The 14,908-nt window shown below is 71.6% G+C and carries 14 protein-coding genes and 1 pseudogene; 12 read left to right on the top strand and 3 right to left on the bottom strand.

All coding sequences use genetic code 11. The annotated features are described in order from the left end of the window. Positions 1-38 precede the first annotated feature (38 nt). From NH2_RS11090 to NH2_RS11070, 5 genes are all read left to right on the top strand, one after another. Positions 39-2,867 carry a LysM peptidoglycan-binding domain-containing protein gene (locus tag NH2_RS11090; protein ID WP_067652195.1) on the top strand — a complete coding sequence of 943 codons (2,829 nt, stop codon included), beginning with the start codon at positions 39-41 and terminating at the stop codon, positions 2,865-2,867. Between the two features lie 22 nt (positions 2,868-2,889). Continuing rightward, positions 2,890-4,182 (top strand): hypothetical protein, encoded by a 1,293-nt coding sequence (locus NH2_RS11085; protein ID WP_157103688.1) that lies wholly within the window; start codon positions 2,890-2,892, stop codon positions 4,180-4,182. A 303-nt stretch (positions 4,183-4,485) separates the two neighbouring features. Continuing rightward, positions 4,486-5,760 (top strand): cytochrome P450 family protein, encoded by a 1,275-nt coding sequence (locus NH2_RS11080; RefSeq protein ID WP_084505396.1) that lies wholly within the window; start codon positions 4,486-4,488, stop codon positions 5,758-5,760. 43 nt (positions 5,761-5,803) lie between these two features. Beyond that, positions 5,804-6,745 (top strand): oxidoreductase, encoded by a 942-nt coding sequence (locus tag NH2_RS11075; RefSeq protein WP_067652189.1) that lies wholly within the window; start codon positions 5,804-5,806, stop codon positions 6,743-6,745. Between the two features lie 119 nt (positions 6,746-6,864). Beyond that, on the top strand, positions 6,865-7,389 hold the full coding sequence (locus NH2_RS11070) for a hypothetical protein (RefSeq protein ID WP_067652186.1): 525 nt from the start codon (positions 6,865-6,867) through the stop codon (positions 7,387-7,389). An 84-nt stretch (positions 7,390-7,473) separates the two neighbouring features. Here the strand turns inward: NH2_RS11070 and NH2_RS30390 are convergent. Next, positions 7,474-7,576, bottom strand: a pseudogene (locus tag NH2_RS30390) (hypothetical protein); the annotation flags it as partial. An 88-nt stretch (positions 7,577-7,664) separates the two neighbouring features. On the opposite strand from NH2_RS30390, the gene NH2_RS11065 reads away from it, so the two are divergent. From NH2_RS11065 to NH2_RS11045, 5 genes are all read left to right on the top strand, one after another. After that, positions 7,665-8,153 (top strand): SLATT domain-containing protein, encoded by a 489-nt coding sequence (locus NH2_RS11065; protein WP_169811472.1) that lies wholly within the window; start codon positions 7,665-7,667, stop codon positions 8,151-8,153. A 41-nt stretch (positions 8,154-8,194) separates the two neighbouring features. Continuing rightward, positions 8,195-9,322 carry a sensor histidine kinase gene (locus NH2_RS11060; RefSeq protein ID WP_067652180.1) on the top strand — a complete coding sequence of 376 codons (1,128 nt, stop codon included), beginning with the start codon at positions 8,195-8,197 and terminating at the stop codon, positions 9,320-9,322. Beyond that, the gene (locus NH2_RS11055; RefSeq protein ID WP_067652177.1) at positions 9,319-9,969 is read left to right on the top strand and encodes a response regulator; all 651 of its coding nucleotides are present in this window, start codon (positions 9,319-9,321) and stop codon (positions 9,967-9,969) included. The genes NH2_RS11060 and NH2_RS11055 overlap by 4 nt, the downstream gene beginning before the upstream one ends. Before the next feature lie 74 nt (positions 9,970-10,043). Then, positions 10,044-11,048, top strand: coding sequence for an NAD(P)-dependent alcohol dehydrogenase (locus NH2_RS11050; protein WP_245650507.1), 1,005 nt, complete (start codon positions 10,044-10,046; stop codon positions 11,046-11,048). A gap of 70 nt (positions 11,049-11,118) precedes the next feature. Continuing rightward, a complete protein-coding gene (locus NH2_RS11045) occupies positions 11,119-12,267 on the top strand; it encodes a serine hydrolase domain-containing protein (RefSeq protein ID WP_067652171.1) in 1,149 nt (382 codons plus the stop codon). 7 nt (positions 12,268-12,274) lie between these two features. On the opposite strand, the gene NH2_RS11040 is transcribed toward NH2_RS11045, so the two are convergent. Beyond that, positions 12,275-13,039 carry an alpha/beta fold hydrolase gene (locus NH2_RS11040; protein ID WP_157103687.1) on the bottom strand — a complete coding sequence of 255 codons (765 nt, stop codon included), beginning with the start codon at positions 13,037-13,039 and terminating at the stop codon, positions 12,275-12,277. Positions 13,040-13,116: 77 nt separating this feature from the next. On the opposite strand from NH2_RS11040, the gene NH2_RS11035 reads away from it, so the two are divergent. Then, complete coding sequence (locus NH2_RS11035; RefSeq protein WP_067652167.1) at positions 13,117-13,590, top strand: DoxX family protein; 474 nt, start codon at positions 13,117-13,119, stop codon at positions 13,588-13,590. A 164-nt stretch (positions 13,591-13,754) separates the two neighbouring features. Here the strand turns inward: NH2_RS11035 and NH2_RS11030 are convergent, their stop codons facing one another. Next, complete coding sequence (locus NH2_RS11030) at positions 13,755-14,390, bottom strand: TIGR03086 family metal-binding protein (protein WP_084505394.1); 636 nt, start codon at positions 14,388-14,390, stop codon at positions 13,755-13,757. Between the two features lie 81 nt (positions 14,391-14,471). Between NH2_RS11030 and NH2_RS11025 the strand changes: the two genes are divergently transcribed. Next, positions 14,472-14,900: a MarR family winged helix-turn-helix transcriptional regulator gene (locus tag NH2_RS11025; protein ID WP_439951741.1), complete on the top strand. Its 429-nt coding sequence runs from the start codon at positions 14,472-14,474 to the stop codon at positions 14,898-14,900. The last annotated feature ends 8 nt before the right edge of the window (positions 14,901-14,908 follow it).

The raw sequence follows: 14,908 nt of genomic DNA, 5'->3' as shown, positions 1-14,908 counted from the left end.
CGGTAGCCAGGAATACTCCGAAGTGCAGGAGAAGTCTCATGCCAAGCACTCACACCACCGTCGCCGGTGACACTCTCAGTGCGATCGCTCAGAGGTTCTACGGAGACGCGGGACTGTTCGGCTTCATCGCCGCGGCCAATGGTATCGCCGACCCGGACGAGATCGGTATCGGTCAGGTACTCAGGCTGCCCGACCCCGGCCGGGTGCGGCCGGTGCGGGCCGGTGACACCCTGTCCGGGATCGCCCTGGAAATGTACGGTGACGCGAGCTTCGTCGGCCTGCTGGCGGCGGCGAACGCGATTCGCGATCCGGACCACATCGAAGTCGGCTGGACCCTGTCGATCCCGGACCGCCCCGGCACGCCGCTGCCACCACCGCCGCCGGTGATCACCGGGGTCCTGCCCTATGCCAGTGAACCGTTCGGCGTCTACCAGCCGCTGATCGGGTGGCGCAGCAACCTGCAGCAGGAGCGGGTGCGCAGTGGTCTGACCAATCGGTTCGCGCAGGCGGTGAACTTGGCTCACCTCGAGACCACCCCGACGGGGCCACACCTGGCCGCGGCGAAATTCACCGACCCGACCGGCACAGTCGTCGGCCGCGAGCTGGCGACGCGGGCTGTATCCGGGCTCGACGACCCCGACCTGTGGCAGGCGCTGCTGGCCGATACCGCCGACTCGCCCGCGGCGACGATGATCGCGGCCGTGAACGGCCCGCGCGTCGGAGCCGCCGCGGCCGCCGATCCGCAGCGCGAGACGGTGACCACCCGGCTGCTGCAGCAGTTGAATCGGACCGACCCGACGATCGTTCCCCAGATGTTCGCCCGCGAGGTGCAGCCGTGGGAGCGGGCGCTGGCGGCGGTGCAGTTCATCGCGCAGCAGCATCCGTCCAAGGCGATGTTTCTCTCGCCGATCGGAATCCTGCACCGCTTCCGCGAATACTTCTTCGAGCTGGGCACGTTCCTCGGCCCACCGGTGGGGCACGTCTGGATCAGCCCCGGGGGAACGGTCGAGTTGATCGAGGTCAATACCCGCCGCACTCTGGTCGAGCGCACCACCGAGCAGTCGACGGAGTCGGTCGAGAAGTCCGAGCAGTCCGGTACGGATCGCGACGAGATCGCCGACGCGGTCAAGGCCGAGAACGCCAGCGATATGAAGCTCGGCGTGACCACCTCCGCCAGCGGCGGGCTGGGGACGATCTTCCAGGCCAGCGGTAGCGCTTCGTTCAATCTGGACCAGTCCCGCAAACAGGCTCAGGAGCAGACGCACAAGCGGATGCGGGAGCAGACCTCGAAGCTGTCCAGCGAGGTCAAACAGAGCTTCAAGACGACCTTTCGCACGGTTACCGAGACCAGCGACACCTCGAGCCGCCGCTACGTGCTGCAGAACACCACCTCGCGGCTGGTCAGCTACCAGCTCAGCCGGAAGATGCGCAAGGTCGCGGTGCAGGTCCAGGACCTCGGCCAGCAGTTGTGCTGGCAACTCTACGTGGACTTTCCCGGCGACCACCTGGACACGGGAAATTTCGTGCACGAGACGGCGGCGGCCCTCGATCCGTCGATCAAACGGCCCGATCGCATTCCGTATCCGCCGGACAAGCCGGTGGTATATCCCTTCGCGGTCAGATTCCTGCAGCACAATGGCGGTGATGACGATACCGACCTGACCTACCTGCAGTCCGACGAGAACGGTGATCACGGCATCAACCGCAATGCCGGCGCGAACAGCATCATCCAGTTCAGGTTCGATTTCGACATCCCGCCCGCACCCGAGGGCTTCGTGCTGGCGAATGTGGCCGCCGTGGACTTCAAGAACGAGCAGGCCCAGGTCAAGGACGTCGCGCTGAACCCGAACTCGGCGGGCGGGCCGGCGAAGAGTTTCATGATTCGCCTCGCCAAGGCGAATTTCGGCGGCAAGAGGTCGATGCCGTTCGAGGTGACGATGATGTACACCCCGACGAAGACGGCCAAGGACGCCATCGACGCGCAGAATGCGCAGGCGATGAAGGACTACACCGATCTGGTCGCCGCGGAGAAGGAGCGGCTGTTCTACGAGACGCTGCGCAAGCGCGTCAAGCTCAGCAGCCGGGTGCCTGCGCGTCGCCCGGAGGATCTGCGCGAGGAAGAACGCAACATCATCTATCGCAAGATCATCGCCAGGCTCTACGGCAAGACCGCGAACTGGGAGAACAGCGATTACCACGTGGCCTCGGAGCTGATCCGCTACTTCTTCGACGTCGACGCCATGCTGTACTTCGTCGCCCCGGATTGGTGGCGGCCGCGTCCCGGCAGGCGAGTGATGATGAACGCCGATGGCGCGCTGCAGACCACCGCGTTCGAATCCGCCGACAAGAAATACCTGTTCACCGAAGAGTCCGAGCCGGCACCGCTCGGTGCCTCGCTTGGCTGGTTCCTGCAGCTCGACGGTGATGCCAACCGCAACGCCTTCCTCAATTCGCCCTGGGTCAAAGCCGTGCTGCCGATCCGGCCCGGCCGCGAGGACGAGGCGATGAAATTCCTCGGCCGCCCCGAGGTCGCGGGAACCGATGGCCTCAACGAGGACTACCCGTTCGATCCCGAACAGGATCCGCCGGAGTACCGGGGCAAGAAACTGCGTGAGGTGCTGCTGATTATTGCCGCCAAGATCGCGGCTGAGCAGAAGCAGTCGCTGACGCCGGTACCGTCGAATCCCGGTGATCCGAACTCGGATCTGGCGCTGCCCGCCGAAGTGGTCTTCGCACACGGTTTCAACCCGCTGCAGGGCGGGATCTCCTTCGGGAAGGAGCCTTTCCAGGTGTTCAGCCAGTGGACCGAGATCCTGCCTACCGAGCAGGTGGTCGCCACCGAGTACGACCTGAAAACCCCGTCGTAGTCGTCTAAAAGGTTTGCAGCCGATGGAGTTTCGGGATATCACGAACGAGAGAACGCTTCTCGCGAGCTACAAGACTGTGTTCGTCGACAATCAGGGCTACGAGCTCGTCCGCCCGTACCGGGATCACGGCCGCGCCTTTCCGGTGTTCCTCGATCGAGTCTTCGCCCCCGCCGCGCGCGGTGGTCCGCTGGATTTCATCGACTATCGGATGCGCACCTCGATGGACGATACCGACGCGGGCCGGATTTTCGTCCTCGAGCGCAACGACAGCTCCGCCGGGAAGGCTGTCGCGCGGCTGTTCTGGGTGTGGTTGTCGCCCGCTCTGGTGAAACAGTACCGGGACGATACGTCGAACACGCCGGTACTGCGGGCGAACGTGGTGCTGCACCCGCGCGCGGGGCTGGAGGACTACCCCGCCTACTGGCGGGGCGGGGTCGATCCGGTAAAGCTCCCGAACTTCCTCGAGTTGGGCGCGCGGTATCTGTGCAAGGAGAAATTCACCGTCGCGCAGCACTTCTGCGGAGTGCGGCGCGCCGGGCCGAAGCTGGACGGGGGGCCGTGTCCGTCGGCGTTCGCGGTCGTGGTGCCGGTGTGTAGCGCCGCCGCCTACGCCGATCTCACCGACCCGGCGACGCTGTCGGAGGCGCTGCGGCACATCGGTCGTCGATGCTATGCGGCCATCAGCGCGCGGCTGGTACCGGTGGCCGCAGTGCAACTGGAACGCATCGCGGTGTCGGCCTACAGCCGCAGCGGTGCCGTGCTGAGCAGGTTGCTCGCCGCCGGCCGCCGCGACGACAGGTTCATGTCCGAATCGCTGCGCGAAGTCTACGCCTTCGACGTGATGCTCGACGAAAAGGTGGCCGGGCGCGTGGTCAAGACGAAAAGGCAGGGCTACGACGAGCTGTGGAATCGATTGACAGCCTGGCAGGGCGACGACGCGGACAAGCGCATCCGGCTCTACAGCGCCGAGCGCGCCACGGTGGACGGCATCTACCAGGAGCTCCGGACGCGCCTGGCCAGGTACGGCGGCGGCTACCACAACGCATCGGTGAAATTCTCGAGCTTCAACGGCACCCGCAGGCCCGACGGCACGAAGTTCAGCGGCCTGGCCGATGGCTACGAGATCTACTCGACCGACAATTCCCGATCCCTCGTGCTGCTGCCGTCGAACAATGCGCTGGTCTACCTGTCGACGGAGAACCTGAAGAACGATGGCGGGTTCGGCCTCGGCGGCGACTACGAACCGGGGCTGGAGGGGCACAGCTGGTTCGTGTCGAGGCTGATGTCGCACGCGCTGTTCCACAGCGGCTTCTGACGGTACTGCGGGCTCCCTCGGCCCGCACGCTTCCGGCACGGGGGCCGACAGGTCACCCGCGGACAGTCCCGGCCGGTCGGTCTGGGGACTGAAAACCCCGCGCCCGCCCCGTTTCTCGCCGACCAGCGAACTCGAATTACGTTCTGCGAAGTCTCTTTTCGGCCCGGTGCGCGGCCGGGAACCCGGCTCGATAGCATCGAGCGGTCCCGGCGCGCGCCGGTCGACATTCGAGGGGGAGCGGCCGTGCCACGGCGTCGTGGTGCGCGGCCTGCCCGTAGCGCAGCCGATCAGCAGGGAGAGAACGTGACGAGTACGTCGCAGGCCGGGATTCCGGTTCGATCGTGCCCGGTGGCGCTCGGCGCGCCGGGCGACTCCGACGAGCCGCGCGTACCGCTGCACACTCCGGACTTCGCGGCCGACCCGCACTACTACTACGAGGCGATGCGGCGCCGCTACGGCGCCATGGCCCCGATCGAGCTGGCGCCGGGGGTGCCCGCCACATTGGTCCTCGGCTATCGCACCGCCGGCCGGGTGCTGAACGACCCGGAGCACTTCCCGGCCGATCCGCGCGCCTGGCAGCAGACCGTTCCCGCGGACTGCCCGATCCTGCCGCTGCTGGAGTGGCGCCCGGTGGCGAGCCGCAGCACCGGTGCCGACTTCAGCCGCTACCGCGGCGCCATCACCGCGAGCATGGACCAGGTCGACCTCTACGCCCTGCACGACGTGGTGGAGTCGCTGGCGCTGCCGCTCATCGATTCCTTCTGCGCCGACGGCGCGGCCGAGCTGATCAGCCAGTACGTCTACCCGCTGGTCTTCGGCATCGTGAACTACCTGCTCGGCTGCCCGCCCGAGATCGGCGCCGAGCTCGCGGCGGGCACCCCCGCGCTGCTGGAGGGCGTGGACGCCGAGGAGGGCAACCGAATCATCGGCGAGGCGCTCATGCGGCTGGTGACGCGCAAGCGCGGCCACCCGCGCGGCGACATCACCTCGACGCTGCTGCGGCACCCGGCCGGGCTGGACGACGTGGAGGCCTCGCACCACGTCTCCCGGGTGTACGGCACCGGTATCGAGTTCGAGCTGAACCTCATCGTGAACACGCTGCTGCTCATCCTGAGCGACGACCGGTTCGGCGGCCGGGTGCTCGGCGGCCACCTCTCCACCAGGGACGCGCTGGACGAGGTGCTCTTCAACGACCCGCCGCTGGCCAACCAGCTGGTCACCTACCCGCGCCAGCCGGTGCTCATCGACGACGTCTGGCTCCCCGCGCACCAGCCGGTCGTGATCAGCATGGCCGCCTGCAACAACGACCCGATGGTGCGCCGCACCGACCAGATCACCGGCAACCGCTCGCACCTGGCCTGGGGCATCGGCCCGCACGCCTGCCCGGCGCAGAGCATCGCCTACCTGATCGCGCAGGACTCCATCGACCAGTTACTGGACGCGCTGCCGGAGCTGCGGCCGAACCTGGAGGAGGGACCGGTCTGGCGGCCGGGCCCGTTCCACCGCGCGCTCACCGCGCTTCCGGTGACCTTCCCGCCCACCCCGCCGATGAATCCGGCCGCCGCCGTTCCGTCCTGACCATTCCGGCCTCGGCCCGGCCGCCGTCCGCCACAATCGGACCGTGGCGCAGTCGGAGGCGCGCGGGTGGACGCCCGCGCAGGCGGGTGATCAGAGCGGCAGGGTCGCGGTGGTCACCGGGGCCAACGGCGGCATCGGGCTGGAGACCGCGCGGGCGCTGGCCGTCGCCGGTGCCACCGTGGTGCTCGCCTGCCGGAACATCGAGAAGGGCGCGGCGGCCCGCGCCGCGATCACGAAGTCGGCGCCGGGGGCGGAGGTGCGGGTGGAGCAGCTGGACCTGGCCGACCTGGCGTCGATCGCCGCCTTCGCCGGGCGGCTGCCGCACCCCGCGATCGACCTACTGATCAACAATGCCGGAGTGATGGCCGCGGAGCGGGGCAGCACCGCGGACGGTTTCGAGATCGATTTCGGCACCAATCTCCTCGGCCCGTTCGCGCTCACCGGGCAGCTGCTGGAGCGGCTCGCCGCCGCGCCGGCCGCCCGGATCGTCACCGTCGGCAGCCACACCGACCGGACGCCGTCCGCCCGGCTCGACTTCGACGATCTGCAGAGCGAGCGCGGCTTCCGCACCGCCACCGCCTACGCGCGCTCCAAGCTGGCGGTCACCACCTTCATGGTGGAGCTCGACCGCAGGCTGACCGCGGCCGGATCGACCACGCGGGCGCTCGGCGCGCACCCGGGCGGGGTGCGGACCGGCATCCTGAACCAGCAGAACCGCCTGCTGCGCATCGCCTTCGACGAGCGCCTCGCCCGGCTCACCAGCTGGTTCAGCCAGAGCCCCGCCGACGGCGCCCGCGCCGTCCTGCGCGCCGCGCTCGACCCCGAGGCGCAGGGTGGTGACTACTTCGGCCCCGGCGGCTGGAATCCGCTGGTCGGGCCACCGGTCCGGATGCCCGTCGCCCGCCCCGCTCAGGATCCCGTGCTCGGTGCCCGGCTCTGGGGCGTGGCCGAAGACCTCACCGGCGTCCGCTACCTGGACGACTGACACTGGTCCGCGGTACCCCGCGGCCGGCGCCGCGAGGTTCGCGGGGAGCCGCCCGCGCCGTGACAATTCGCGTCGGGAGGGCGGAGAATGTCCGGGGAAGCGACCGCCGGGGAGGCCGCATGTTCGACCAGTTGTTCCACCGGGCCGCCGTCGCGGCGGGGCTCGCCGTCGTCGGCGCGCTCTGGCTCGCCTTCTTCACGCTGCTGGGGGCGGCGGGCTCCGCGACGCCGTACGTGCTCGGGGTGCTCGCCCTGCTCGGGGTGCTCGGCGCCTGGCGCTATGCCGCCGCCGCGCCGGTCCGGCGCTGGCGCCGCTTCGCCAGGCAGTTCCCGCCGCCGGTGCGCGGCGCGCTCGCTGTCGTGATGGACGAGGCGGGCGCGGGCCGGGCCTGGGCCGCCGCCGGGCTCACCCGCCCGATCCTGGTGGACCGGGCGGGGGACTGGGGCGTCGTCCGCACCGCCGACGGGGCCGCGCTCCGCATCCGCCGCCGCCCCGGCCACCACGTCCCCGACTACGCGGGCGCCGCCCCGGTGCTCGCCCGCGCCCTCGGCGTCGCCGCCGTCCGCGTCGCCGGTGGGCAGGACGGCGTCCTGCACCTCTATCTGCAGGTCCGCCGCGCCCCGGCCCCCGGGAGCGGCAGGTAGCGGCCCGCTTCGGCGGCCCCGTGGAGAGAGCCGCGCGCTGCCGCGGCCCGAGCCGGAGGGAGCCGCTCGGTTCCGCCGCTCCGCCTACTCGATCAGCGGGTCGCGCGGCATGCCGAGGATGCGCTCGGCGATCTGATTGCGCGTCACCCGAGGTGCCACCCGCGATGGCCGTGCCGCGGGCGCCGAGCGTGGCCGGCGCGGTGCTCGAGAGTGGTTGCGCCGAGCACGAATTCGGCGAATGACGGGTACGCGGGGTCCAAATGTATGCTGTCGCCGTGACGAACGATCTCGAGGCTCATCTCGACACTCTGCTGAACGAGGCGGTCGCCGAGCATCGCAGGCGGAAGGACGAACTGAGCAGGGCCAGCTGGGGTTTGAACGTCGGCGCGATCGCGCTCAGCGCGTGCACCACCGTCCTGCTCGGCCTGCACATCGACGGCGCGTACCTCGATGTCTCGCGCAATATCGCGCTGGTGCTGAGCGCCGCGCTCACGCTGATCGCGAGCGTGAACATGTTCTGGGGCATCGACAAGTACTGGATGCGCCGCAAGGTCATCTACAACGACCTCGTGGTCCTCAAGGAGGAGTTCGACTACGTGCGCGCCATGCGCGGGCCGGGGATGCGCAAGGAGATGGAGGAGATCTTCGGCAGCTACCTGCACATCCTGCGCAAACACACCGATTACTGGGAGGTGCGCGAGCGGCGAACCAGCGTCGCCGTGCTGCCGCTGCCCACCGGCCGGTCCGAGTACAGCACGTCCTGACCGCCGGGATGTGACCACCGGGCCCGCCTTACCATCGACGCATGCGTCACCTGCTGCGCTCGGTGTGGACCGAGCCGGCCCCGCCCGATCCGCCGCGGCCGCGCCGGCGGGACGCGGTGCTGCTCGCGGTGCTCTACGCGCTTCTCACCCTGGAGGCCGCACTGACCCCCGATCTGCCGCATCGGGGCTTCTGGTTCGGGGTGTCGGCGCTGATCCTGCCCGCGCTGCTCGTGCGCCGCACCCGGCCGCTGGCCGCCGTCGCGGTCGCGATCGGGCTCTCGACCGCGGCCACCGTCGCGCTCGGCGGTGAGCAGTCCGGGCTGAACACCGTCGCCGTCCTGTTGCTGCTGCCGTACGCGCTGTTCCGCTGGGGCTCCGGGCGCGACATCGTGCTCGGCTCCGCGATCGTGGTCGGTGGCGCCCTGATCGGCACGCTGGGCAGCGGGCTCCCCGCGGCCGACACGGCGGGCGGGTTCACCGTGCTGTTCGGCGCCGTCGTGCTCGGCCTCGCGCTCCGGTACCGGGCCCGCGCCGCGGCGCGCGAACTGGACCGGATCAAGCTGCTGGAACGCGAGCAGCTGGCCAGGGAACTGCACGACACCGTCGCGCACCACGTCTCGGCCATCGCCATCCGCGCCCAGGCCGGGCTGGCCACCGCGGCCACCAGCTCGGACGCCGCCACCGACGCCCTGCGGGTGATCGAGGGCGAGGCGGCCCGCACGCTCACCGAGATGCGGGCCATCGTGCGGGCGCTGCGGGCCGGCCGGGCCGCCGAGCTGGAGCCGGATCCCGGCATCGGCGACCTGACCCGGCTGGCCCGCGCGGCCGGTGGCGGCCCCGCGGTCGAGGTGCGGGTCGAGGGCGCGGTCGGCCTGCTCCCGCCCGCGGTCGGCGCCGCCGTCTACCGGCTGGCGCAGGAGTCGGTGACCAATGCCGTGCGGCACGCGCGGAACGCCACCCGGGTGCGGGTGCTGGTGCACGCGGACGACACCGAGGTCCGGCTCTCGGTGCGCGACGACGGCGCGCAGCGCCCGCCGGGGCCGCCGGGCTTCGGCAGGCTCGGCATGCGCGAACGGGCCGCGCTGCTCGGCGGCAGCTGCGCCAGCGGCCCGGCCCCGGACGGGGGCTGGGAGGTCACCGCGGTGCTGCCGAGGGCGGTCCCGTCGTGACCTTGCGGGTGCTGGTCGCCGACGACCAGGAGATCGTGCGCACCGGGTTGGTGCTGATCCTGCAGGCGCAACCGGGAATCGAGGTGGTCGGCGCCGCCGCCGACGGCGACCGGGCCGTGGCACTGGCCCGCGAGCTGCGCCCCGATGTCTGCCTCTTCGACATCCGGATGCCGGGCACCGACGGCATCGAGGCCACCCGCAGGCTGGCCGGGCCGGACGTCCCCGACCCGCTCGCCGTCGTCGTGATCACCACCTTCGACCTGGACGAGTACGTCTACGCCGCGCTGCGGGCCGGGGCGCGCGGCTTCCTGCTCAAGGAGGCGGGGCCGGAGTTGCTGGTCCAGGCGGTGCAGGCAGCCGCGGCGGGCGACGCGCTGATCGCGCCGAACATCACCGCCCGGCTGCTCACCGCCTTCGCCGCCGCCGGGCCGGAATCCGCGCCTGCGCAGCCGCTCAGCCCGCTCACCCGGCGCGAGGAGGAGATCCTGGCCGCGGTGGCGCGCGGCCGTACCAATGCCGAGATCTGCGCCGAGCTGCACATCGGCCTGAGCACGGTGAAGACGCACATCGCCAGCCTGATGGCCAAGCTCGGCGTGCGGAACCGGGTGGAGATCGCCATCTGGGCGTACCGGACCAGGCGGCGCTGATCAGCCGAAAGTCCGAGGAATCACCGGCCGCAGGGCCGATGCGCCGCGCCGGGACGGGCGGCCACCATTGCGCTATGACGGAAACCATGCGCGCCGTCGTGCAGCGCGGCTACGGGAGCCCGGACCGGGTACTGGAACTCACCGAGATCGAACGGCCCGCGCCCGGCCCCGGTGAGGTGCTGGTGCGGCTGCACGCCACCAGCGTCAACACCCCGGACTGGGTGCTGGTCACCGGCACCCCGGCCATCCTGCGGCTCGGCACCGGGCTGCGCCGCCCCACCGCCCCGGTGCGCGGCAGCGACATCGCGGGAACCGTCGCGGCCGTCGGCCCCGGCGTCACCGACCTGGCCCCCGGTGACCCGGTGTTCGGGTCGGTGTGGCAGAACCGGGCAGGCGCCGGAGCCGGGACCTTCGCCGAGTACGCCGTCGCGCCCGCCGACCGGCTCCTGCGCAAGCCGGAGGAGCTCCCGTTCGCCGCGGCGGCCGCCGCGGTGATGTCCGGGATCACCGCGCTCACCGCGGTGCGCGACGCGGCGGCGGCGGGGCCGGGCACCCGGCTGCTGATCAACGGCGCCTCGGGTGGAGTCGGCACCTTCGCGGTGCAGATCGCGGCTCGGCTCGGCGCGCGGGTCACCGCGGTGTGCAGCGGTCGCAATGCCGAGTTCGTGCGTGCGCTCGGCGCCGAGCGGGTGATCGACTACACCGTCGAGGACTACACCCGCGGCGCCGAGCGCTACGACGCGATCCTGGACAACGTCCTCAACCACCCGCCCGCCGCCAGCGCCCGGATGCTGGCGCCGACCGGCGTGCTCATCCCGAACAGCGTCGGCCGGGGCAGCAGGCTGCTGGCCGGGCTGCCGCGGATGGCGCGGGCAGCCACGCTGCGCTGGACCGGCACCCGCGTCCGCACCGTCACCTGCGTGCCGGACCGGACGAACCTGGCGGCCGTGGCGGCGCTGCTCGGCACCGGCGAGGTCACCGCCGTCATCGAGCGCAGCTATCCGCTCGCCGAGGCGGCGCGGGCCGTGGCGCACCTGCTCGGGCACCGGGCGAGGGGCAATATCGTGATCACGCTGTAGCCCGCCATTCGGCTATCTGTCAGCTACCGCCGGGCGTAGAGTGGGCTCCTCCCGGCCCGAAGGATCCCGCATGCGTTCGGTCTGCGTCGCGTTCGCCCTGCTGCTCGTGCTCGCCGGTTGCGGCGCCGAGGATTCCGGCGGCTCGTCCGCCCCGAGCAGCAGCGGCCCGCCCGCAGCGGGTAGCGAGGCCGCGCGGATCACCGACCTGGTCCGGGAGAAGGTCGCCGCGGCCGGCGTCACCGGCGCGGTGTTCGGGGTGTGGCGCGGGGACGAGCAGGTGGTGCTCGGCGCGCTCGGCGAATCCCCGGTCGGCGTGCCCGCCACCGCCGACCTGCGGGTCCGGGTCGGGCAGCCGATGGAGCCCATGCTCTCCACCGTGCTCTTCCAGCTGGAACGCGAGGGCGCGCTGTCGCTGGACGAGCCGATCGCGCGCTGGCTCCCCGACTTCCCGCGCGCTGCCGCCATCACCCCGCGCATGCTCGCCGACAGCACCAGCGGGGTCGCCGACTACGTCACCGACCCGGAGTTCCTGCGCCGCTTCCAGGAGAATCCGATCCGCCCCTACACGGCGCGGGAACTGCTCGACCTGGCCGATGCCCGCCCGCCGCTCTTCGCGCCCGGAACCGGCTGGTCCTACGCGCACAGCGACCTGGTGCTGCTCGGCGAGGTGCTCCAGCATTCCTCCGGCAAACCACTCGGCGAGCTGATCGCGCAGCGCATCACCGGCCCGCTCGGCATGGACGGCAGCGCCGTGGTGCTCACCTCCGAGATCGCCGCGCCGTACCTGCACGGCTACACCACCGAGCGCGGTGTCTTCGAGGATTCCACCTTCTGGAACCCGACCGCTTTCCTGCACTCCGGGAACATGAACGCCCCGGTCGCCGATATCGGGCGCTGGGTGCGCGCGCTCGGCACCGGCACACTGCTGGAACCGGCGCAGTTCGACGCCATGATGGGGCCGTCGACGGCCGGGCTCGGGCCGTTCACCGCCGAGCGCTACTTCGCCTTCGGCGTGGTGCACCTGGGCGAATGGCTCTACATGAACCCCGCCTACGGTGGCTACGACGGCGTCGCGCTCTACGACACCACCTCCGGCACCACCGTCGTCGTCTACACCACCGACGGCCCCGGCTCGGACGGCAACGCCAACCCCGCCATCCCGATCGGCGCCGCCGTCGCCGGCGCACTGGTGCCGGAGCGGCCGCCGCGGCTGCCCTGAGCCCGGCTCACCCCGTGCGCGTGCTGTCCAGCACGGTCGCCGCCACCAGGTTCGGGTCGTCGATCATCGGCACGTGCCCGACGCTCGGCAGGATCCGGAAGGTCGCCTCCGGCAACCGCTCCCGCACGATCGGCCCGAAGCGCTCGACCGGCAGGATCGCGTCGTGCTCGGACCAGGCCACCGTCACCGGGCAGCCGGGGGCGCGGGCGGTCAGCGCCTCGTCGCTGCCGAGCAGGTCGGCGGCGATGGCGCAGCCGGCGGTGTCGAGCGCGGTGCGTACCGCGTCGGCGGCGGCGAGCCGGTCGCCGCGCTCGGCGACATCGCGCAGCACCAGCCTGCGCACCGGCGGCAGCCGCAGGAAGGGCGGCGCCACCGGCCGCGAGACCCGGGCCAGCCACACCAGCCTGCGCAGCTTCCGCACCGCGCCGGAGTGCGCGGCGGCGTCGCCCTGCCAGAGCCCGGCGGGGGAGAGCGCGCACACGCTCGCCGCCCGGCCGCGGGCCGCGAGCTCGAGCGCCACCCAGCCGCCCATGGAGTTGCCCGCCAGGTGCGGCCGCTCCAGCCCCAGCTCGTCCAGGTGCCGCTCGGCATCGTCGACCACATCGGCGAGGCGCGCGGGGCGGCGCCGCACGGCCGGGCCGCCGCGGTGCCCGAGCGCGGTCGGCGCGTGCACCCGGTGGTGCGGCTCCAGCAGCGGAACCACCTCGCGCCACACCGCCCCCGACATGACGATGCCGTGCAGCAGGACCAGATCGGGGCGTGCGGAGACCACGCGCGAATTCTCCACCGGCGAGGGCACGCGGCGCCAACCTCGAATTCGATGGTGCGTCACTTGATTGTGCACAATTCATGCGGCACGATCGCGGGGTGAGCACTCCCGAGGTCGCCGACCGCACCCCGTCCTCGCCCGTCGTCCGGGCGCTGCGCCTGCTGGCCCGGCTCTGGCTCGGCAGCAGCCTGGTCTTCGCCGGGATCAGCCATCTGAGCTTCGCGCGGCAGGAATTCCAGTCCCAGGTCCCCGCCTGGGTCCCGCTTCCCGAGGACTTCGTGGTGCTCGCCTCGGGGGTGGTGGAGATCGTGCTCGGCGCCGCCCTGCTCGTCGCCCCGCTGCGCTGGAGGCCGATCGTCGGGGTGGTCGCCGCGCTCTTCTTCGTGGCGGTGTTTCCCGGCAATATCGGTCAATGGCGCGAGGGGGTCGACGCTTTCGGCCTCGACACCGACACCGAGCGCCTCGTCCGGCTCTTCTTCCAGCCGGTGCTCATCGCCGTCGCGCTCTGGTGCACCGGCGGCTGGGGCCGGCTGCGGGAGCGCGTGCGCCGCTGATCAGCGGTCGGGCAGCCGCGGTCCGGCGGCCTTCCGTTCGCCGGAGACCTCCACCGGCCGACGATTACCAGCCCGGTGCGCACGGTGAGCCGATCGAGGTGCTCGCTCGGTACCCCAGACTCAGGGGTTCACACCGCGCGGTGCGCCGTCGTTGCCGAGCCGGGTCACGCCCGCCACCTCGGGTCCCGGCCGAGCTGCGCGACCACCCGGGCCAGCGCATCACCGCCGGACCACGGCACCTCCGGCCCGAAGGGTGAGCCGGGCGCGGTGCGGGCCGCGCCGCCCGGCACCACGGCCGCGACTGTATCGGCGGCCGCGAGCACCGCCGCGTCGAAGCGCACCGGCAGCCCCAGCGTGCGGGCAATATCCCAGGCGTGCACCACGTAGTCGACGAAGTGGAAGCCGACCGCCTGTGCGCCGGAGAACTCCCCGCCGAACTCCACCAGCGGCACCCGCCGTTGCAGCACGCCGGGCTCGGCGAAGGCGGCGAGCACCGTCTCGGCGGCCGCCCGGTACTCCCCGGCGGGGTCGTCACCCAGCGGCCTGACCTTCCACACGGCCGGATCGCGGTCGCCGCGCGCGGCCGCGGCGAAGCCGAGGTGCTGGGCGATGGAGTGGGTGAGCAGGTCGTGCAGGGTCCAGTCGGCGCACGGCGTCGGGAGCCGCAGGTCCGCGCGGCGCACCTCGTCGACCAGTTCGATGCTGGTGCGCACGGCCGCGGCGTGGTGCGCGATCAGGTCGGTACGGGTGGCGAGGGCGTCCAGCGCCGCGAGCGGGTGTACGGCGGAGTCGGTGGTCATGGGTATCCTCCGGATTCAATAAGTAAGCGTCTGCCTATCGTGTGCGCATGCTTACGGTCTGTCAACCGCTATTTTCGAACGGTGTCCGACCGTCCCGACCTCGCCGCCATGATCGTCCCGCTCGGCCGCGCCCTGATGGCCGCCGAGCAGCCGGTGCTCGAGCGGCACGGCATCTCCATGTGGGGGTACGCTGTGCTGCTCGGGCTCGGCGCCGAACCGACCTACACCCAGTCCGCTCTGGCCAGGCGGATCGGCGCGGACAAGACTCGGATCATCCCCGTCCTCGACGAGCTGCAGCGGCAGGGGCTGATCCGGCGCGACCCCGACCCCGCCGACCGCCGCGTCAACCTGGTCGCCCTCACCGACGCGGGCCGCGACACCCGGGACCGGGTGCAGTACGACATCCAGCTGGCCGAGGAGTCGGTACTCGCCCCGCTCTCCGCCGCCGACCGGACGGCGCTGCTCCGAGCCCTGCGGGCGCTCTATGAGGCAAACCGGAGCCCGGACTGATCCCGGAC

This window comes from Nocardia harenae NBRC 108248 (genome assembly GCF_001612885.1).
Classification (GTDB): domain Bacteria; phylum Actinomycetota; class Actinomycetes; order Mycobacteriales; family Mycobacteriaceae; genus Nocardia; species Nocardia harenae.
This window is presented reverse-complemented; position numbering and strand designations above follow the sequence as displayed.